The following is a 21,674-nucleotide window of genomic DNA, read 5'->3' on the forward strand; positions in this document are numbered from 1 at the left end:
ATTATAATGAAAAGAATTTTATCCCTAGTACTGTGCCTATTTGTTTTACAAATGTTGGCTCAAAAGAAAAACACCACACAAAAAACACAACCTATTCTTGAACAACTTATTTCTCAAAAAGGAAATACGCATGTTATAACAAGTGAGCACGTAAGCAGCGTAAGTGGCATTCATCACGTTTATTTAAGACAAGCTATTAATGGTTTGGGTATTTACGGAACTGAGTCAAGTGTTCATTTAAATGCATCAGGAAAAACATTGATAACTCACAACAACTTCCTTTTAGATGCACCACAATCCATAACTTCTAGTAGTGCTTCAATTTCTGCTTTGGATGCTATACAAAGTGTAGTTAACAAAATGGGATATTCTAATGATAACCTTAAATTACTAAAAAAGGACAATGGTGTTGAGCAAAAAATGCTCTTTAGTGGTGGTAATATTTCAGAAAGAGATATTCCTGCAAAATTATTATACTATTATTCAAAAATGACTGGTACCAGAATAGTATGGGAATTATCTATCAAAGAAACTAATGGAGTTGCCTGGTGGAATTTTCAAATAGATGCTGTAACAGGGGCTATATTAAATAAAGAAAACTGGATAGTTTCATGTAATATTCTTGGGAATCATGAAACACACGATCATTCAAGTCAAGAAATTTCAGAAGAAATAAATATTGAAACAAAAACCATTTCAAATCCTACAACTGCAGAAAATGCAATGGTTGGAAACTATAATGTATATGCTATGCCTGTAGAATCACCCAATTATGGTGGAAGAACCATGGAGGCTAATCCTGATAATGCAACTGCGTCTCCCTTTGGATGGCACGATACTAATGGTGCCAATGGCGCAGAGTTTACAATTACAAGAGGAAATAATGTACACGCGTATGAGGATGGAGACAATCCAGGTTTTAGCCCTGATGGAGGTGCTGGACTTGTTTTTAACTTCCCATTAAATGAAACATATTCAAATGCTGATCAAAGTGAAGCGGCAGCGATAACAAATTTATTTTATTGGAATAATATTATTCATGATGTAACATATCAATATGGATTTGATGAAGCATCTGGTAATTTTCAACAAAACAATTATGGTAACGGAGGAGCAGGGAACGATTATGTTTTTGCTGAAGCACAAGATGGATCTGGTGATTGTAATGCAAATATGGGTACTCCTGGCGACGGAGGAAATCCTACAATGCAAATGTATACTTGTAACAATAGAGATGGTGACCTAGATAATGGCGTAATAGTGCATGAATATGCACATGGAATTTCAAATAGATTAACAGGAGGTGCCGCAGCAGCTGGTTGTTTGCAAAATACAGAACAAATGGGTGAAGGTTGGAGTGATTATTATGCTTTGATGCTAACTTTAGAACCTGGAGATTTAGGACCAGATTCAAGACCTATTGGTACGTGGCTAACAGGAGTAGGGCCTACTGGCGGAAGCATTAGAACTTTTGATTACAGTACAGATTTCAGTATAAACCCACATACTTATGATGATATTATGACAGAATCAGTTCCTCATGGAGTGGGTTCAGTTTGGGCAGCAATGTTATGGGAAATGACATGGGAGCTTATAGATACACATGGTTTTGACCCAGATATATATAATGGTACTAGTGGAAATAATATTTCACTTACATTAGTTACCGAAGGTATGAAGCTGCAACCCTGTTCACCAGGGTTTGTAGATGGCCGTGATGCAATCTTAGCTGCTGATCAAGCAATTTATGGAGGTGCAAATAGATGCGAAATATGGGAAGCATTTGCAAGAAGAGGCTTAGGATTTAGTGCAACTCAAGGAGGCACAAATAGCCGTAGTGATGGAAGTGAGGCATTTGACTTACCTCCCACTTTTTCAAGTTTTGATACTATTGAAGAAGTTTGCTTAGCAGACGGAGTGCAGTCTGGACTTGGAGGAGGATTCCCGGTAGGTGGTGTTTATAGTGGGCCAGGAGTTACAGATGATGCAAATGGAATGACCTATACATTTGATCCAGCAATACCTGGAGCCGGAACAGTAACTATAAGTTATGCTACAGTTGATTTCTGTACTGGCGCACCTGGTGTTTTGACAGATACTATTGAAGTAACTGACAACCCTCCTATACTCATATGTAAAGGGAGCGGAACATTGAATATGACAGGCGAAACAAGTGACAGTCCTAATTTAATTATTGAAGACTTAAATACAGTAAGTACAACAATGAATGTGACTGATAACGTCAATATTACAGATTTGAATATAGAATTACAGATAGCACATACGTATGTGGGAGACATGATTATTACAATTGAATCACCTGCAGGAACTCAAGTAACAATATTTAATGGAACCAATGATGGATGTAGTGGAAATGATATAACAACATTATTTGATGACGAATCTATAAATGGACTTTCATGCAATACTGGTTTAAATGCTTTTCCAGAACCTAACTATATCCCAAGTAATGCTCTAACTGCATTTGACGGAGAAAACACATTAGGAACTTGGACTATTTTTATTCAAGATACGTTTAACGAAGACCCAGGTATTTTAAATTATTGGTCATTGTTGTATGATTATCAAATAGTTTCTACGCCACTAGATGTGTTTTTAGATGTAACAGGCAATGCAACAGTAAACGCACCAGACTTTTTAGAAAGCATAAGCTTAGACTGTGGAACATTTACCGTAACAGCAGGAACACCATTAGCAACAACAGTTTCTTTTACAAATGCAGATATAGGATTAAATAATGTTGAAGTTTTAGTAACTACAGGAACTGGACAAACTGCCACATGTACAGCGGTAGCAAATGTAATTCCGAGTCCCGGAGGTCAAAGTATAAATTGTCCAGATAATATAACGCTTGAATGTGGAGACGATACAACTCCCGCAAACACAGGAATGGCTACCTCATTATCTACCTGTGACCCTAACCCAGTGGTAACATTCTCAGATAATGAAATCCCTGGATGTGGAAACACCTTAGTGATTGAAAGAACTTGGCTTTCAACAGATAACTGCGGGAGCGATATAGTAAGTTGTGTACAAACAATTACTGTTGAAGACACTACCGCGCCAACGCTAGAGTGCCCTATGGATATTGTAGTTGACACAGACCCTATGCAATGTACTGCGATTGTAACGTACTCATTGAACGAGGCTGATACCTGCGGAAACGTAACAGTATCACAAATTCAAGGTTTACCATCAGGAAGTGAATTCCCTATAGGAACTACTACAAACGAATTTATTGTAATGGATGACTGCGGAAATACAACAGAATGTTTATTTACCGTTACTGTTGAAAACAACACTCCGCCAGAAGCTATTTGTCAAGACATAACTGTACAACTTGATGCCGCAGGAACAATCACAATTGATGCAGCAGATGTTAATGGAGGCTCAGGTACAATTTGCTCCAGCGTTAATGCAACTATTGACATTGATACTTTTGATTGCTCAAACATAGGACCAAACAATGTAACACTTACAGTAATTGATAATGATGGAAATGAAGCATCCTGCGTTGCTATCGTTACCGTTGAAGACACTGTAATACCAGATGTAATTTGTCAAAATATTACAGTCCAATTAGACGAAACAGGGACAGCCACAATTACAGCTGCAGATGTCGACGGAGGAAGTTTTGATGCCTGCGGAATTGTTTCTTCTGAAATAGACATCACTACTTTTGATTGTGCTAATGTTGGAATTAATCAAATTACATTAATCGTAACAGATGAAAATGGAAACATAAACAGTTGTATTGCTGAAGTTACAGTGGAAGACACTATATCTCCAATTGCAATTTGTCAAGAAATAACCGTTCAACTAGATGCTATGGGGATGGCAACAATCCTACCTACTGATGTTGATAATGGAAGTACTGATAACTGTACAATTGCTAGTTATACATTGAATATGGATACGTTTGATTGTACTAACATTGGCATAAATGAAGTTACATTAACTGTTATTGACGAAAATGGAAATGAAGCTTCTTGTGAAACTCTAGTTACAGTAGAAGACACAATAGCGCCAACAGCTATTTGTAATAACATAACTGTAGCGCTAGATGAAGATGGTATTGCCATTATAGATGTTTCAGATATTGATGGCGGAAGTACTGATAATTGTACTATAATCTCAACAGAAATTGACATCGAACAATTTGACTGTTCTAACATAGGAACAAATGATGTTACATTAACTGTAATAGACCAAGATGGAAATGAAGCAACCTGTGTTGCAATAGTGACGGTTGAAGAAAGTGCATTTCCTCCTAATGCTGTTTGTCAAAATGTAACTGTTACACTAATGCAGGATGGAACTGCTACCGTTTTACCAAGTGCTTTTGACGGAGGTTCTTCTGGAATACGCTGTTTTGATGGGTTGAGCATAGATAGAGATAGTTTTGATTGTAATGACATAGGTAGCTCAATCCAAATTATCTTTACAGTTACAAACGCAGCGGGAGAAACTGATAGCTGTGCTGCATTTGTAAATGTAGTTGATGGCTTAGCACCAGTGGTAGTTTGTCCAGCAGACCAAACAGTAATATCTAATGGGCCCTACGAGCTCCCAGATTACATTGCAATTGGTGATGCAGTTGCAACAGATAATTGTACAACACCAATAACTATTTACGAACAAGACCCTGCTCCTGGAACATTATTACCACAAGGAGATCATGAAATTGAAATTACAGTTCAAGACAATGGTGGTTTTGAAGCAACATGTAGTTTTATACTAACAGTAGATGATATTTTAGGAACACAATCACCAGCAATAGCACGCAACGCAGTAAGTTTGTTTCCTAATCCAGCAAACAACCGTTTAAGTATTTCAAACCCTCAAAATATAAGTATTGAAAACCTTAGTATTTATGATATTACAGGAAGACTTGTACAAATTGAGCATTTAAATAAAACAGGAGCAATTACTACGTTTAATATTTCAGCTTTACAGAGCGCAACTTATTTAGTAATTATTGAAACCGAATTTGGACAAATTATCAAACAATTAATAAAGGAGTAATTTTATTAAATTAAAACCAAGACCGCCAATAGCATTTGTTATTGGCGGTTTTTCATTTTGGAATCATTACATTTAGATTTTAAAAATTACTATGAAATTAATACACATTACATTTATTTTAAGCTGTGTCTTTCTACTTAATTGTCGTGAGCAAAAAAAGGAAGAAAAAATGATTCCGGTAGAAGCAGATGGTGGTATTGGTGATGGTGCTCCTAGTTTAGACTCATTACTTAAACATCAAACCCCACCAGTAATTTCAGAAAAAAAGCGAGATTCCTTAACCATAAAAACAGATTCAATATAATGTTACCTTGGCATCAATACCTATTCGGTTTAATTTTCATTATCGCCGGCGCAAATCATTTTAGAGCTCCAAAAATTTATGAACGCATTATGCCACCCTATATTCCGCAGCCCAAATTGATGGTACTCTTAAGTGGCATAGCCGAAATGTTAGGTGGATTACTACTATTAAATAGCGATACCCAGAGCGTTGGTGCTTGGGGGATTATCGCTATGTTAATTGTATTTTTCACAGTACACATCTACATGCTCCAAAACGAAAAAGCAGCGATGAAACTCCCTAAATGGGTTTTAATTTTAAGATTACCACTCCAGTTTGCGCTTATTTACTGGGCATATTTGTACGTATAATGATGAAACTATTTACTTCGGAAGAAACAAATAATCCCATACGGTTACCAATGAAAGATGCAGAAGTATGGTACTATCCAAACTTCTATTCAGAAGAAATTGCTACTACATTTCAGAAAAAAATAATGGCCGAAACCGAGTGGCAGGAAGATGATATTACTGTTTTTGGGAAGACATACAAACAACCTAGATTGACTGCATTATATGGGGATGATGGAAAATCATATTCATACTCAAATATTAAAATGCAACCTAAAAAGTTTACTTCTCTTCTTGAGGATATAAAGAATGATGTAGAAAAAATAAGTAATGAAAAATACACTACAGTGCTACTCAACTTATACCGTGATGGAAGCGATAGCAATGGATGGCATAGTGATGACGAGAAGGAGCTGGGGAAACACCCCTTCATTGCATCTTTAAGTTTTGGGGCGAAAAGAACGTTTCATTTTAAACATAAGCACAATAAAAATGAGCGCTTTAAAATGAACTTAAAACATGGTAGTTTACTATTAATGGGAGGCACTACCCAAGCCTACTGGCAACATCAATTGCCAAAATCTAAAAAACAATTACTCCCGCGAATTAATCTTACTTTTAGAAATATTAAAGTTTCTTTCATTTAAAATTAAAGGACGATAAGCATATATAATATACGCTAAACCTACAAGAACTAGAAAGTGATATAAAAGACGGATGATACCTAAATCACCAATAATTATAAAAACAACCATAATTATTGAAATGATTGTAGCAAAAAATGCCGACCGCTTTACTCCTACTTTCATAAACAACAAAGCTCCACTTAAAAATTCAAGAAATGGTAACAACGTAGTTCGTACAACAAGCACTGTCTGATTTGTAATAATCCCAGATAAATGCTGCGATACAAAATCTACATAATTTAAAATAGTTACAATACGATACAAACCATGAAAAACTATTACAAGTCCTAAAATTTTACGAATTATAAAATATTTATTATTTAGCGCATTCATTTTCAATTCAAAGTTTCCATATAAAAAATTAAAATGGAAAAATTAGGTTATAAAAAAGTTTAGCTTTCAGCACTTGAAATTAAATTTTTCTCAAATAAAAATTTAATAAAACTTTTACATTATAATTTATAGCACAAAGATACACACCCACAATAAGTTAATTACTAGCGCGTTATGATAATTTTGAGCAAACCCTTTGGTTTTCGATGTTATACATACTCATCAATAAAAATTACCGATGAAATACAAGACAAGAAAAATTATTTTATAAAAAAATGTGAAATGTTGAACTAATTAAGATCAAAATAAAGAAATATTGACCTGCTTAAACAACTTTTTAGTTGATTAATAAAGAATAGTGTGTATATGTGAAAATGTTATTCAAATATTTCATTGAGTACTTTGGCTAATCGCAGACCACCTTTATGCAATTGTTTTCTCGCTACATTTACATATTTATACATATAACGATACCCTAGTTTTTCACCAATTTCTGTATTTGCATAAATATCTTCACAAAGCGCTCTACTCTCATACATCCAGTCATTGATTGAACCTTGTTGCCAGTCTAGTATTTGTTGTTTTGATAATTTTTGCTTATTATCTGCGAGCTCTGTGTATGTCATTTCATAACTCTCAATCATCTTTGTATCCCAAACGGTATGAAGATTTGTACCGTCCCCAAACCATCTAACTTGAAAATCATTCCCACCTTTATCTTCATTAAGCCCTACATGCAATGGCATATGTAAATCACCAATAAAATGAACTAACATCCTTAAATTAAATGCCTTTTCTTCTTTTGAAGATGTCTTGTCTTTTAATACTTTAATACAACTGTCTATTCCTTGTATAATATCTCCTTTTTCATTTTTAGGTGATGTTTCATAACGTGCCCCAAAAGGAAAGCTTACATAATGCCAAGGCGCATAGCTTTTATAAGCATTATCACTACGTATCTCATCTGCATAGGTTGAAACAAATGCTAGAGATTCACCATTTAAAAGCTGACTAATTGCTTTTTCTGCTTTTTTAGACAAATGCTCTGCAGCAACTTTTCCTGTTACTCTATGACCAGTCCTGCCCCAGTCATTATTGGCAATTACCGTATTAAAAGAAATGATTAACGCAGAAAAAAGTAACAAATAAGATTTCATAAGACATATATTTTAAACAAATATACCATTCCTATTTGGGTTGTATTTCAAAAAACATTTGGAAATTTCAGAATAAATTACTTATATTTGTTTAATATCATTTTAATATCACTTTAAATTTTTTATTATGTCTAACGAAAAATCGGTAACTCCTGCGAGCGGCTATATGATGCTCTTTTTATTTGTAATATTCTTCTTTGGCAGTATTGCTGCGATAATAATGTTTAAAAACCCATTATTTGGATTAGGTATATTGATCGCAATTATAATGTTACCCGGTTTTATAATGGTAAACCCTAATGGGTCTAGAGTTTTACTTTTGTTTGGTGAATACAAAGGAACGATTAGAAAAAATGGCTTATACTGGGTTAACCCTTTATACACTAAAACAAAAATGTCATTAAGAGCACGTAATTTTGACAGTGAAAGACTCAAGGTAAATGATAAAATGGGAAATCCTATTATTATTAGCACCATATTAGTTTGGAGAGTTAATGACACTCATAAAGCAGCATTTGACGTTGACAATTACGAGAATTTTGTACGCATACAAACTGACGCTGCTGTGAGAGAGCTTGCGAGCAAATATCCTTATGATAATTTTGCTGATGAAGGTCTCGATGAAGATATTACACTACGCTCGAGCATGGGGGAAGTAAACGAAGCACTTGAAAAAGAACTAGAAGAACGTCTTGCAATCGCAGGAATTGAAGTACTCGAATCTAGAATAGGATACCTCGCATACGCAAATGAGATTGCAAGTGCAATGCTTAAAAGACAGCAAGCAACAGCCATTGTAGCGGCAAGACATAAAATTGTGGAAGGAGCAGTAAGCATGGTTGAAATGGCCATCAATCAATTAAGTAAAAAACAAGTGATTGACCTTGACGAAGAACGTAAAGCCGCAATGGTAAGTAATCTAATGGTTATTTTATGTGGTGACAAAGATGCATCACCCATTGTAAATGCAGGAACTTTAAATCACTAAGAATAATTAATAACATAATTATGAAAGAATATAAAATTTTAAAATCTGAAATTAGCTGGAAAGACAATATTCAAAACTTTGAAGATCTTCTTAACACGCATGCTAGACAAGGGTGGGAAGTTAAAGACATTGACCTCATAGGAGGTTCCGCTAGTCAATTTATAGCGCTCTTAGAAAAACAAAAATAATGAGAGTTTTTAGAGAAGTACAAAAATTTAGGCAATGGTGGTTTATACTTATAATAATAGCTACAACTTGCGTAGTTTTTTATGGACTATTTGAAGAGTACAAAGAAGTTGAAAAAGAATCAAGCACCGATTTAATCACTTTTATTGTTTCAGCACTATTTGCTTTACTTGTAATTGCAATAATTTTCATCTTTAAACTAGAGACAAAAATTAACGAACAAGGAATCTATTATGGGTTTTGGCCTTTTCAATTAAAGTTAAAACATGTCCCGTGGAGTGAAATTAAAAAAATTTATGTGCGTGAGTACAGCCCAATTAGTGAATATGGTGGTTGGGGGTATCGTTTTTCTTTCGGAAAACACGGTAAAGCATATAACGTAAGTGGCTCAACAGGTATTCAAATTATATTTAAGAACGGTAAAAAAACCTTAATAGGAACTCAAAAAAAAGAAGAGGTCGAAAGTGTACTTAAAACATACCAACATAAATTATTACATACATAACTTTTGGTTTGAAAATTATTAAAAGACGGTACGCTCTTTGTAAAATTGAACAATCAAAACCCGTTATTCACACTATATACTCTTAAGAAAACGTTTATATAAAAAACTGTAAAGGCAAAATTTCGGTTTGTATTAGCGAATGAGATTACTATCTCGCTAGTATTTAATCAAAATAGGAACATTGCATTTTGCACAAAACCATAAGCTATGAAAAAGATTGCTTTTTTAATTTTATTAAATACGATATTCCTTACCGCACAGGACATTAAAAAGGATGTTCGTGACATCTCAATTTCTCCTTTGATAGATGGCACCATTCTAACACCTAAGAGTCAAGACAAACTTCCGTTAGTAATTTTTATTGGTGGTTCTGGACCTACAGACCGCAATGGAAATCAACAAATGATGGAAAATAATTCACTACGTTATCTTGCTGAAGGGTTGTATCAAAACAACATTGCTAGTTTTAGATACGATAAACGTATTGTAAAACAAATGAAAAACAAAACAGTAAATGAAGAAAGCATTAGGTTTGATGATTTTATTAAAGATGCTGTCGATGTATTCGACTATTTTAAAAGAGCAGATGCTTTTTCAAAAATTTACATTTTAGGTCATAGTCAAGGCTCGCTTGTGGGAATGATTGCTGCTCAAAATGGAGCTGATGGTTTTATATCCATTGCAGGTGCAGGTCAAAGTATTGATGAAGTTATTGTTGATCAATTAAAAAATCAGGCTCCAGGATTAGAAGAAAATGCCAGAATAGCTTTTGCCGAAATGAAAAAGAATGGGACTACCTCAAACTATAGCCCAGGTCTAGCATCTATTTTTAGACCAGCTATACAACCTTTCATTAATAGCTGGATGAAATATAATCCTAAGGAAGAAATTTCAAAATTAAACGTTCCTGTATTCATTATCAACGGTGACAAAGATTTGCAAGTACAAGTTAGCGAAGCTGCTGAGTTACAGAAAGCTAAACCCGGTGCTCAATTTTTAATCGTTCCAAAAATGAACCATATACTTAAAGAAATTGAAGGAAACGATATGGAAAATCAAAAGTCATATAATAATTACAAAATGCCCGTAATGCCCATATTAATTGAGGAAATTACAAAATTTATAAAAAAATAACTTTTCAATTTAAAATAAAGAAACATGCTTATTAGGTGGTTATTAAAAAAGGATTCATATAGATTATTAATAGCACTAGTAATCTTTTCTATTATTAGTATATGTATAGGGTTTACATTATTAATCAAATAAGGTTTTAGAATAAACTAAATATAAAAGCCAAAACTAAATAAGAAGGATGGCAAAGAAAAAAGCATTTGCACTCAGAGTGAACGAAGATATGATGAAAGCCATAGAGAAATGGGCTCAAGATGAGTTCCGTTCCACTAATGGCCAGATTGAGTGGATGCTCAACGAAATGCTCAAAAAAAATAGTCGAGAACCTAAAAAATAATGAAATTTGATAAAAACTGAAACCTAATTATTATTCATTAAATTATTTAATATCTTCAAATTGCAATTTATAAGCTTTGTTATTTAAAAAAATTAAACAGTACAATTACTTCCCAATACTTCATTTCAGAAGTAAAACTTAAAATAATCCCTTCTGAAATTTTAATCTTCAATTCCCAAATCTGAATTAAAAAAGGTATTTTGCATCAAAATCACAACCATGCAAGATCAAATTCCTAAAATCATAGAAGATACCACACCCCTATTTACTAACGACACCATCGTTTTTGGGTTATTGATGGTCGCTTTAGGACTTATTTTTTATACGTCATCAAAAAAAGATGGTTTCTGGAATTCATTTTATAAAATTGTACCTGCCTTATTTATGGCGTACCTCATACCTGCAATTTTAACAACTGCAGGAATTATATCACCAGAGTGGACCTCAGTCACAGAATCTGGCGACACATCTGGAGGTTCTTCTAATTTATACTATGTTGCTAGCCGTTACTTATTACCTGCTGCACTAGTTTTAATGACTTTAAGTATTGATTTAAAAGCAGTTTTTAATTTAGGGCCTAAAGCGCTTATTATGTTTTTAACTGGTACCGTAGGGATTATTATAGGTGGTCCTGTAGCCGTACTATTGATAGGAACTATCTCTCCAGAAACTTTAGGTGGTGAAGGTGCAGATGCTGTATGGAGAGGTTTATCTACACTTGCTGGTAGCTGGATTGGCGGTGGTGCAAATCAAACGGCTATGCTTGAAGTTTACGGATATAATCAAGCATTATATGGAGGGATGGTTTTTGTAGATATTGTTATTGCAAATATCTGGATGGCTATAATATTAATAGGTATTGGTAAATCTGCTAAAATTGATAAATGGCTTGGGGCAGACACATCTGCTATTGAAGCTTTAAAAGAGAAAGTTTCTAGCTATTCGCTTGAAAAAGAACGCAACCCATCATTGACAGATTTAATGGTGCTAGCTGCGATCGCCTTTGGCACCGTTGGGTTTGCACATTTTGGTGCAGGTTATATGAGTAGCTTCTTTACAGATTTTGTCAATGGGCTTGATAAAGGCCTAACTAGAAATCTCTTTACATTTTTGAGCTCATCATTTTTCTGGATGATATCCATCACAACTATCATAGGTATAATTTTATCGTATACTAAGTTACGTAGTTATGAAGGTGCAGGTGCAAGCAAATTTGGTAGTGTATTTATCTATATCCTTGTTGCATCGATTGGGATGAAAATGGATTTAATGCTCATTTTTGACAATTTAGGACTTATAGCAATTGGCGCCGTGTGGATGACTATCCATGCGGTACTTTTAATCCTCGTAGCAAAATTAATCAAAGCGCCATATTTCTTCCTCGCCGTAGGAAGTCAAGCAAATGTGGGTGGAGCAGCCTCTGCTCCCATTGTTGCGTCAGCCTTTCATCCATCATTGGCGACAGTTGGTGTTTTGCTCGCTGTTTTTGGTTATGCCATAGGAACAATTGGTGCCGTAGCGTGTACTTTTTTGATGCAATTAGCATCAGTTTCGTAAACCACTTTTAATTATTTTTTTAAACTTTAAGCTTCGGTTTTATCGGGTTTTTTGGCATCTTTGCGCTTCAAAATTTCGATTTGATTATGAAGAATATTCTATATGCACTTGGTATTTGTTTGCTACTCGTTAACTGTGGTAAGGGAGAGAATGAAATGTTCCTTAGCGGAAATATTAAGGGTTTAAAAACTGGAACTGTTGTTTTACAAAAAATTGATGATACAATCTTAGTATCATTAGACAGCGTACTTATAGACGGTGATAGCAATTTTAGTTTTTCTGAAATAGTTTCAAGTCCAGAAATGCATTATTTATACCTACGTTTAGAAAACGGAGACCTTATTGACGAGCGTATCCCTTTCTTTGCTGAGGCTTCTAAAATTTCAATAAACACAACTCTAGATGGATTTGCAAAAAATGCTATAATAAAGGGTTCAAAAAATGATTCACTTTTAAAAATACACGATAAATTAGTACAACGTTATATTGACAAAAATCTTGATTTAACTGCGAAAAATTTTGAAGCACTACGAGATGAAAATGATACATTATTAGCTCAAACTAAAGTACAACAAGAGCGTTTGTTACGTTCAAAATATTTAGCGACTATCAATTTTGCGATGAACCAAAAGGAATTTGAGGTTGCTCCTTATTTAGCATTGGCAAGAATACCAGATGCTAATATTAAATATTTAGATACCATCTATAAGTCAAGTAGTCAAAAAATAAAAGACTCCAAATACGGTAAAGCATTGGAGTCTTATATTTCAGAAAGAAAATCTGAGAAACAATAAATGATTACAGCTTATTGATTCTGTCAATTAAAGCTCTTCCTTTTGTTTCAAGCTCTGCTGTTATTGTTTTAAAGTGTTGTTTTTTATTGTCAACATCTTTTGCATTTACTTTAACGATAAGTTCGTCAAAAGTTTTAATAGCATCATCTATGATTTTCTCAGCTTCTTTATTATCTTTTTCTGGGTTTGTAAGTTCCCAAATGTATACGGCTTCAATAATATCACCTAATACATAATTGATATCTTTTTTTAAATTTCTTACGTTTGCCATCTTTAGTGTCCCATTATTAACGGGATAGCTTTTAATTAATATTTAATTTTTTATTGCTGCAAAAGTACAACTATTAAGGAATATACACTTCTAAAAGAGTTGCAGATTGTGTTTTGATAATTACATTAGCTAAACATTGAGGAACTAATATTGTTTCGCCAGTTTGTATTTTTTCTTGAAAATCATCTGCTATAATTGTTGCATAACCTGCAACACACATGTAAACAATAAAACTATCTTTTAATTTTAAGTCTCTTGTTACATTTTTAGATAGCACTAATTTATTTGTTATAAAAAAGTCTGATTTCTTTAAAAGTACAGCGCTATTTTTTTCTTCAACAATAGAAATTTTAGCATCAACTATATCATACTTTATAGCGTCAATAGCTTTATCTGTATGTAATTGACGCATTTTTCCGTCAAGATCAGGTCTGTCCCAATCATAGATACGATATGTTATATCACTTGTTTGTTGTATTTCGGCAAGGACCACTCCTGCACCAATGGCATGAACAGTACCCGGTGCAATAAAATAGCAATCACCTTTGGTCACGGCTTCAGATACAAGAATTTTTGTAATAGTACCTTCTGAAATATGTTTTTGATAAATTTCTTTATCAGTTCCATCTTTAAAGCCAATGATGAGTCTTGCTTTTTCCTCAGCATCCATGATGTACCACATTTCGGTTTTACCAAAAGAGTTATGTCTAGAATGTGCTAATGCATCATCTGGGTGCAATTGCACAGAGAGGTCTTCTGCGGCATCAATAAATTTAAATAGTAATGGAAATTTATTTCCGAAGTCATTATATACGCTTTTACCCATCAATGACTCGCCAAATTTTTCAATCAAATAGTTAATGGAATACCCTTTTAACTCGCCATTAGCAACAATTGAAATACTTTCTTCAACCCCCGAAAGTTCCCAGCTCTCTCCTATTTTCCCATCACCATCTTTATTAAAGCGGTTCTTTAATTTTGTTCCACCCCATACCTTTTCCTTTAAGATAGGATTAAATTTTAGGAGGTGAAGTTTATTTTTCATTTTGGTAACTCATTTAATTGATGAAGTGCTCCCTCAATATGTGGTGCTGCATTCATTGATTTAAATTTTGTAATTAATATGCCATTGGCATCAAAAACAAACGTTTCTCTACCAGCAACTAAACCCAATAAATCATTTTTGACTCCAAACAATTTACGTACTTTCTTTTTTGAATCTGCAAGTAAAATAAAAGGAAGGTTAAATTTTGAGGCAAACTTTTTATGAGATTCCTCAGTATCACTACTAATGCCAATTACAACTATATTTTGAGCAATGAAATCTTCAAAACTATCTCTAAAGCTACATGCTTCTTTAGTGCACTCTGAAGTAAAATTTTTAGGGTAAAAGTAAATCACTACTGCTTGCTTTCCTTTTACAGATGTAGAGGAAAATGTGTTACCGTACTGGTCATTTAATTCAAAGTCTGGTAATACTGTGCCGGTTTTTATACTCATTAGTTTCCATTGTAAATTACAAAGTTGCGCGGTGTTTCGTATAACTTCACTGTGATATTAAATTTTTTTTCAATTCTAGATCTGAGTTTATTCCATATTACTACAGCAATATTCTCCATCGTGGGTATCAAATCCTTAAATTCTAGCACTTCAACATTAAGGTTTTTATGATCAAAGGTATCTTCAATTTCTTCTTTGATGATGTCTTTTAATAATTTCATGTCAATTAAAAATCCTGTTGTAGGGTCAATTTTACCAGTAATACCAACTTCTAATTCATAATTGTGTCCATGATAGTTAGGGTTGCTACACTTCCCAAAAACTTCGAAATTTTTTTCATCGTTCCAGTCTTTTCTATAAAGGCGATGTGCTGCGTTAAAATGTGCTTTTCTATATACTGTTAAACTCATAGCTTAAGGTGTTCAAAAGATTCTGCAAATATAATCTTAAACCATTCGGTATATAGTTCGGGATGTTTTTCTATATCAACTTTAATATCATTTAATGACATCCATTTCCAGTCTGCAACTTCATCTTTGTTGATATGTGGAATGTCGTTAAAATTTCCGAGGAGAATATGATCAAATTCATGTTCTGTAAGACCATTATCAAAGGGTGCTTTGTAAATAAACGAGATTGACTCCTTAAGCTCAGTCGTAAAACCCATTTCTTCTTGTAGGCGTCTTTTCCCTGCGTCTAGATTACTTTCTCCGTCACGTTGATGGCTGCAACAGGTATTTGTCCATAAGCTAGGAGAATGATACTTGTTAGCCGCACGTTGTTGCAACATTAGCTCATTATTGTCATTTAAAATAAAAACCGAAAAGGCTCTGTGCAATAATGCCTTTTCATGTGCTTCCATTTTAGGCATTAAACCTATTTGCTCGTCATTTTCATTTACTAAAATAACTTTCTCTTCGGGCATTTCTTTTTTTGTAAAAATACAAAATTACCGACGTGTCTAAAATAAAAAGAGCACCTCATACATTGAAGTGCTCTTTTTATTTAATATTGTATTTGTTAATTTTTAATGTTGCTCTCTTTCATTAGCACTATTATCAATATTTTCATTTCCGTTTTGAATTAAGAAAACTGATCTTCTATTTAAGTCGTGTTCATCTTCAGTACATTCAACTCCATCTTTACATCGATTAGTCAATCTATTTTCTCCGTAACCTCTTGCAGTTAATTTACGGGGTTCAATACCTCTATTAATTAACCATTGTAATGTAGATTGTGCTCTACGCTCACTTAATCTTTCATTGTAACTAAAAGTTGCACGACTATCAGTATGTGATTCAATATGGATTATAAGTTCTGGATATAAGCGCATTGCTGCTAAAATTTTTGCAAGTTCAACTTCGGCTTTCGCAGTTATGTAACTTTTATCAAAATCAAAATAAATAGGTTGTAAGTTTAATCTACAGCCTAAATCATTATCAGCACATGGGTTAGTTGCAACCTTAAGTGGTGTTAGCGGAATTTTTAAACTTAATTTTACAGATTGATTGGGTGTTGTAATAATTTCTTCATTAGGCTCATATCCAGTCTTTGAAGCACGAACTGTGTATTGTGTCATACATTCTTCATTAGGGAATGAGAACTCTGCCTTATCATTAGCTTCTTGTCTGCTAATTTCTTTATTTTCACTATCTAAAAGTACTACAGTTGCTCGAGGTATTATTAGTCCAGTATTTTTATCTACTACAATACCTGCAATATCTATTTTACATTTAGAAAATTGAACTCTATAAATTTCATCATTTACACTTCCTTGTTCTCCATCTCTATTTGATGTAAGGTATCCAAGGTTTTTCTTTTCATCTATAATAATCCCAAAATCATCTTGATTACTGTTTGCTGGAATTCCAATATTTTTAATAGCCCCTACAGCGCCCTCTGCTGTAATGGGAGTTGAAAATATATCAAAACCTCCTAAACCTGGTCTTCCGTCTGTTGCAAAATACAAATTACCTACTTTGCTTATAAACGGATAGGTTTCTCGTGCCTCTGTATTAATGCTTGGACCTAAATTTACGGGAGTTCCAAAAACTCCATCTCCTTCAATCTCTACAAAATATAAGTCTGACATACCTAATGTTCCAGGCATATCTGAGGCAAAATATAACTTCTTTTCATCAGCACTTAATGCTGGATGTGCTGTAGAATATTCTTTACTATTAAATGGCATTTCTTTAACGTTATCCCAGTTTCCATCTTCGCCTTTTGTTGCATAATATAATTTTAATCGAACGGTTTTATCTTTATCTTTTCCAGCTTTACCTTTAATAAAATTATTTCTAGTAAAATACATTGTATTTCCATCTTTTGTAAATGCAGCAGAAGACTCATGATAACCCGTATTAATTGCATTAGAAAGTGGTGTTTTATTTGTTAATCTACCTAGAGAGTCTTTATCTGCAACAAATAAATCTAAGTATGGTTGATCTGTCCATTCATATGTGCGACTACCAGTAGTACCTTCAGCAGATGCAAAAACGATTTGATTTCCATAATATGCTGCACCAAAATCTGAGGTAGGAGAATTAATTGATACTTTTTCTAATTCATAATTTTTTGAAAGAAAAGCGATTATACTTAAATAACTTTTATTCTCTTCAAAATTTTTAATGACAAGATTATCTCCTGTCATCTCAGCATAAATTTCCATTAATTTATCTGACTCATCATAATTATTAACAGACTTGTAACTCTGTGCAGCTCTCAAATAATATGAAGCATCTGCATCATTTGGAAAAGTATCAATTAATCTGCCATACCACTTAGCAGCATTGTCATAGTCACTATTCCAATAATACGTATCTCCAAGTTTTTTAAATATTTCGGCAGAAGCAAATCCATCTTCTACAACTTTAAGATATATTGCTCTCGCATCGATATAAGCATAACGGTCAAATTCTTTGTCTGCCTTTTTAATCTTATTTTCTTGCGAAAACGAAACACCAGCACATAAAAATGCTAGTGTTATGAGTAGTAATTTGCTACTATTTTTTATTGCTTTCATATTGCCCCAAATTTATTCTGAACTAATTTTCAGATACTTTAATTATATGTTTTAAATCCTATGAAAAAATTTACTTATGATTTTTCGCTTCGGAAATATTAATTGATTATTTACTCGTCCCCACGAGTTATATTTTGAGTTTAACTATTAAAAGAAACGTGGTGTTAATACACGTTCTGGTTTCTTAAACACATCAAACCTTAGCATTAGCTCATAAGAACCATCACTAAAATCTTCAATCTCTGTTGATTGATAATCATAACCAAATCCAATAAAAATACCATCAGAAGCTTGAAATCCTGCCATTGCGCTTACAGCTGCACTCCATCTATATGCAACACCTAATGTAAACTTTTCATTGAATAATGCATTTAAAGAAAGGTCTGCCTCAAGGGGTGCTCCACTTACAGCTTTTCCTAAAAATGCTGGTTTTAATTTTAAATTTTCATTAATATCAAAAACATAACCAGCAATTAAAAAGTAGTGTAAATTTTCTTGTGGAGTAGACTCTATAGTTGTGTTTATAAGACTCCCTTCATCAAAATGGCGTGTTGTTAAAAAGTTAGGTACAGATAAACCTGCGTAGAATTTATCAGTATTATAATACAGTCCTGCTCCTATTTGAGGTTGAAATTTATTATCTATATTATTTTGAAACCTAGGATCACCCGCGTCTGCAACATTCAACTTGCTAAAATCAACGTCTAACAGGTGCATACCTGCTTTTAGTCCAAAAGAAAGCTGTGCAGTCTCTGATGTATTAATTGAATACGAATAATCTACGGTAAAGTTAGTTTCATTCGCTGGTCCTATTTGGTCATGAACTACTGATAACCCTAATCCCATATTCTCTTGAATTCCTAATGGGGTATCAACTGTAAAAGTTCCAGTTTGTGGTGCTCCTTCAAGTCCTACCCATTGCGTACGCAAAAGCAATCCAAAACTCAACGCATCTCTGTTTCCAGCATATGCAGGATTTACAATTTGAGTATTGTACATATACTGAGTGTACTGAGGGTCTTGCTGTGCTGAACTAACTAGTGTTCCCAGAAAGACTGTTAAGATTAAAAATAAATACTTTTTTTTCATAATTCTATGTTTTAAAGACCAGCAGCTATTTAACACTGCTGGTTCTAAGTATCTTTATTAGTTGTTATCTGTTTAAGTATAAATATCCTGCGTAACTATCCTCTCCTGGATTGTCGCCGTTGAATTTAATAATATAATAGTATGTTCCTGTAGGAAGTAACTTATCTTTTTCTATAGTTTCTCTTCCTTCAGAAATTCCAACAAATACATTTTCAGTATCGTCAGATCCACCATATCCATCTGTTTCAAAAACTAGAACTCCCCAACGGTTATATATCTTAACATTGTTATCTGGGAATTCACTTATTCCTTGGATTAAGAATATATCATTTTGACCATTTCCGTCAGGTGATACAGCATTAAATATGATAAATGGTGCATCAACATTAGGTAAAATAGTTACAGTTGGATCATCTGGATTACCATCACCATTAAGGTCTACGTTTGCTGTTTCAGTTGGATCATCAGATAAGTCAGTAATTTCAGAACCACTAGCTGGTTTACCACTAACTGTTGCTTGATTTACAACTTCACCATTATCAATATCTTGTTGAGTTATTGGATAAGTAGCAGTAAAAGTAGTATTATCAACTTCTCCTGGTAATAACTGAGCGATAGGTCCTCCAGAAACTACAATTCCTGGTAATGGATCATCTAAAGTAATATTGAATAATGTTACATTTCCAGTATTTGTTACAAAGAAAGTATATTCTATTAACTCACCTACCTCTGTAATTCCGTTGGAGTTACCATCAATAAATATACCTGTCTTCTCTACGGCAATTGATGAATCTTGACACAATATTGTGGTCGTAATATCATTTTCAAAATTACTATTGTTATCAGATAAATCACTTACTATATTACCCATAGCATCTAAACCTTCGGCAATAGCTTGATTATTTACAAATCCATTATTTACATCATCTTGAATTACTGTGTAAATAGCAGAGAAGGTTTCAGTATCACTTTCTCCGGCTAATAATGTTACTGGTCCACCTATTACAGTTACCATTGGATCAGTTACAATAACTTGTGTCAAAGTTACATTTCCGAGGTTAGTAACTACAAAGTCATATATAATTGTTTCACCTAAATCAACACAACCGTTATTATTTTCATCTACTGGTGTTCCAGTTTTAATTAAAGCGATAACTGCTTGATTACATAACACTGTAACTGTTGGATCATTTTGAGTATAATCATTATTATCAGACAAATCACTAACAATAACACCTGCTGGATTCAATCCAGTAACTTCAGCTTGATTGGTTACTTGCCCATCATTAATATTTGCTTGAGTAACTAAATAAACAGCGGTAAAAGAAGTAGTGTCTTGATCGCCTGGATTCAATACAATAGGCCCTCCTTGTACATTAACTAATGGGTCATCGATATCTATATTAGTTATAGTCGTGTTACCATTATTAATTACACTAAAAGAATACGTAATAGTTTCATCAACATTCGCACAACCATCACCATTTGTATCGTTTACAGTACCTGTTTTAATCAAAGCTATACTATCATTTTGACATAAAGTAGTCACTGTAGGATTATTTCCTGCAGGATTAGTTTCATCAGATATATCATTTACAATAGTTGCGTCTGGTGTTGTACCAAAGACCGTTGCTGTATTTGTAAACGAACCTGCATCAATATCAACTTGTTGTATTGAATACACTCCTGTTATAGTTGTGTCATCTTGATCTCCAGGTGCTAATGTAGCAATAGGACCTCCAAGTAATATTACATCAATATTAGCATCAGTAACTGTAATATTTGTAAGTGTTACATTACCTGTGTTAATTACTATAAATTGGTAATCGATTGTCTCAAGTACATCTGTACATCCATTACCATTTTGATCATTAAGTGTTCCTACTTTTAATAAAGCAATACTAGCATCTTGACAAAGTACAGTAACCGTTGGATCGTCTTCTGAAACAATACTTTCATCTGAAACGTCACTTACTTGTCCAGTAGGTCCGTCTGCAGTTACAGTTGCGGTATTTGTTACATTACCTGCATCAATATCCAATTGAGTTATCATATAATCTACTTCGTAATTCCAAATCTCATCAATATCCAATATCATATCAGCATTAGTATCTCCAGATACTGGTCCTGCAATAAGTCCACCTAAAAGAATATCGTTTAATTCAACATTTGATAAACTTATATTTCCCTCATTCGTCACAGTAAATGTGTAACTAATAGTTTCATTAGGATTTGAACATCCATCACCATCAAGGTCATTAAAGATTCCTGTTTTGATAAGACCTATAGCAGCATTTTGAATAATTGTTGTTACTGTTGGGTCATCTGTTGGATCTCCATTTGTGGTTCCATCTCCATTTGGTGTCTCTGTCCCTTCTGGATCTGTAATAGGATTACCACCAGCATCTGTCCCTGTATCACTCGTATCTGTTACAG

The 21,674-nt window shown here is 33.7% G+C and carries 21 protein-coding genes; 11 read left to right on the forward strand and 10 right to left on the reverse strand.

Annotation, left to right across the window (positions count from 1 at the left end):
* Positions 1 to 6 precede the first annotated feature (6 nt).
* From GB234_RS11800 to GB234_RS11815, 4 genes are all read left to right on the forward strand, one after another.
* Positions 7 to 5,046, forward strand: a complete 5,040-nt coding sequence (locus GB234_RS11800; RefSeq protein WP_151894768.1) for a M36 family metallopeptidase — start codon at positions 7 to 9, stop codon at positions 5,044 to 5,046.
* 91 nt (positions 5,047 to 5,137) lie between these two features.
* Positions 5,138 to 5,350 carry a hypothetical protein gene (locus tag GB234_RS11805; RefSeq protein WP_151894769.1) on the forward strand — a complete coding sequence of 71 codons (213 nt, stop codon included), beginning with the start codon at positions 5,138 to 5,140 and terminating at the stop codon, positions 5,348 to 5,350.
* Positions 5,350 to 5,700, forward strand: a complete 351-nt coding sequence (locus tag GB234_RS11810; RefSeq protein ID WP_151894770.1) for a DoxX family protein — start codon at positions 5,350 to 5,352, stop codon at positions 5,698 to 5,700. Before GB234_RS11805 ends, GB234_RS11810 begins: the two co-directional genes overlap by 1 nt.
* Entirely contained in the window at positions 5,700 to 6,326 is a 627-nt protein-coding gene (locus GB234_RS11815) for an alpha-ketoglutarate-dependent dioxygenase AlkB family protein (protein ID WP_308645068.1), read from the forward strand. Before GB234_RS11810 ends, GB234_RS11815 begins: the two co-directional genes overlap by 1 nt.
* On the opposite strand, the gene GB234_RS11820 is transcribed toward GB234_RS11815, so the two are convergent.
* Entirely contained in the window at positions 6,273 to 6,698 is a 426-nt protein-coding gene (locus GB234_RS11820; protein ID WP_151894771.1) for a hypothetical protein, read from the reverse strand. The two genes, GB234_RS11815 and GB234_RS11820, sit on opposite strands and share 54 nt — an antisense overlap.
* A gap of 377 nt (positions 6,699 to 7,075) precedes the next feature.
* On the reverse strand, positions 7,076 to 7,855 hold the full coding sequence (locus tag GB234_RS11825; protein WP_151894772.1) for a S1/P1 nuclease: 780 nt from the start codon (positions 7,853 to 7,855) through the stop codon (positions 7,076 to 7,078).
* A gap of 127 nt (positions 7,856 to 7,982) precedes the next feature.
* On the opposite strand from GB234_RS11825, the gene GB234_RS11830 reads away from it, so the two are divergent.
* The 7 genes from GB234_RS11830 (at position 7,983) to GB234_RS11860 (ending at position 13,353) form a co-directional block, all read left to right on the forward strand.
* Entirely contained in the window at positions 7,983 to 8,843 is an 861-nt protein-coding gene (locus tag GB234_RS11830) for an SPFH domain-containing protein (RefSeq protein ID WP_151894773.1), read from the forward strand.
* Positions 8,844 to 8,863: 20 nt separating this feature from the next.
* Positions 8,864 to 9,031 carry a DUF4177 domain-containing protein gene (locus tag GB234_RS11835; RefSeq protein WP_151894774.1) on the forward strand — a complete coding sequence of 56 codons (168 nt, stop codon included), beginning with the start codon at positions 8,864 to 8,866 and terminating at the stop codon, positions 9,029 to 9,031.
* On the forward strand, positions 9,031 to 9,534 hold the full coding sequence (locus GB234_RS15235; protein ID WP_151894775.1) for a hypothetical protein: 504 nt from the start codon (positions 9,031 to 9,033) through the stop codon (positions 9,532 to 9,534). Before GB234_RS11835 ends, GB234_RS15235 begins: the two co-directional genes overlap by 1 nt.
* A gap of 207 nt (positions 9,535 to 9,741) precedes the next feature.
* Entirely contained in the window at positions 9,742 to 10,668 is a 927-nt protein-coding gene (locus GB234_RS11845; RefSeq protein WP_151894776.1) for an alpha/beta hydrolase family protein, read from the forward strand.
* Positions 10,669 to 10,846: 178 nt separating this feature from the next.
* Entirely contained in the window at positions 10,847 to 11,002 is a 156-nt protein-coding gene (locus GB234_RS11850) for a type II toxin-antitoxin system antitoxin (protein ID WP_151894777.1), read from the forward strand.
* A 219-nt stretch (positions 11,003 to 11,221) separates the two neighbouring features.
* The gene (locus GB234_RS11855; RefSeq protein ID WP_151894778.1) at positions 11,222 to 12,559 is read left to right on the forward strand and encodes a DUF819 family protein; all 1,338 of its coding nucleotides are present in this window, start codon (positions 11,222 to 11,224) and stop codon (positions 12,557 to 12,559) included.
* A gap of 86 nt (positions 12,560 to 12,645) precedes the next feature.
* Entirely contained in the window at positions 12,646 to 13,353 is a 708-nt protein-coding gene (locus GB234_RS11860; protein ID WP_151894779.1) for a DUF4369 domain-containing protein, read from the forward strand.
* Between the two features lie 4 nt (positions 13,354 to 13,357).
* Here GB234_RS11860 and GB234_RS11865 read toward each other — a convergent pair whose 3' ends face one another.
* The 8 genes from GB234_RS11865 to GB234_RS11900 all read right to left on the reverse strand — a co-directional run.
* Positions 13,358 to 13,624: a hypothetical protein gene (locus GB234_RS11865; protein ID WP_151894780.1), complete on the reverse strand. Its 267-nt coding sequence runs from the start codon at positions 13,622 to 13,624 to the stop codon at positions 13,358 to 13,360.
* Between the two features lie 73 nt (positions 13,625 to 13,697).
* The gene (locus GB234_RS11870) at positions 13,698 to 14,669 is read right to left on the reverse strand and encodes a type I phosphomannose isomerase catalytic subunit (protein ID WP_151894781.1); all 972 of its coding nucleotides are present in this window, start codon (positions 14,667 to 14,669) and stop codon (positions 13,698 to 13,700) included.
* Positions 14,666 to 15,124, reverse strand: coding sequence for a peroxiredoxin (locus GB234_RS11875; RefSeq protein WP_151894782.1), 459 nt, complete (start codon positions 15,122 to 15,124; stop codon positions 14,666 to 14,668). The genes GB234_RS11870 and GB234_RS11875 overlap by 4 nt, the downstream gene beginning before the upstream one ends.
* Entirely contained in the window at positions 15,124 to 15,534 is a 411-nt protein-coding gene (locus GB234_RS11880; protein WP_151894783.1) for a 6-pyruvoyl trahydropterin synthase family protein, read from the reverse strand. The genes GB234_RS11875 and GB234_RS11880 overlap by 1 nt, the downstream gene beginning before the upstream one ends.
* Positions 15,531 to 16,049: an isopentenyl-diphosphate Delta-isomerase gene (idi, locus tag GB234_RS11885; protein ID WP_151894784.1), complete on the reverse strand. Its 519-nt coding sequence runs from the start codon at positions 16,047 to 16,049 to the stop codon at positions 15,531 to 15,533. The genes GB234_RS11880 and idi overlap by 4 nt, the downstream gene beginning before the upstream one ends.
* A gap of 102 nt (positions 16,050 to 16,151) precedes the next feature.
* Positions 16,152 to 18,149, reverse strand: a complete 1,998-nt coding sequence (locus GB234_RS11890; protein WP_151894785.1) for an OmpA family protein — start codon at positions 18,147 to 18,149, stop codon at positions 16,152 to 16,154.
* 147 nt (positions 18,150 to 18,296) lie between these two features.
* Positions 18,297 to 19,238, reverse strand: a complete 942-nt coding sequence (locus GB234_RS11895; protein ID WP_151894786.1) for a PorP/SprF family type IX secretion system membrane protein — start codon at positions 19,236 to 19,238, stop codon at positions 18,297 to 18,299.
* 64 nt (positions 19,239 to 19,302) lie between these two features.
* A partial coding sequence (locus GB234_RS11900) for a CLIPPER-2 domain-containing protein (protein ID WP_172966882.1) occupies positions 19,303 to 21,674 on the reverse strand: 2,372 nt, incomplete at its 5' end.

Origin of the sequence: Patiriisocius marinistellae, from assembly GCF_009014635.1 — a bacterium.
Lineage (GTDB): Bacteria > Bacteroidota > Bacteroidia > Flavobacteriales > Flavobacteriaceae > Patiriisocius > Patiriisocius marinistellae.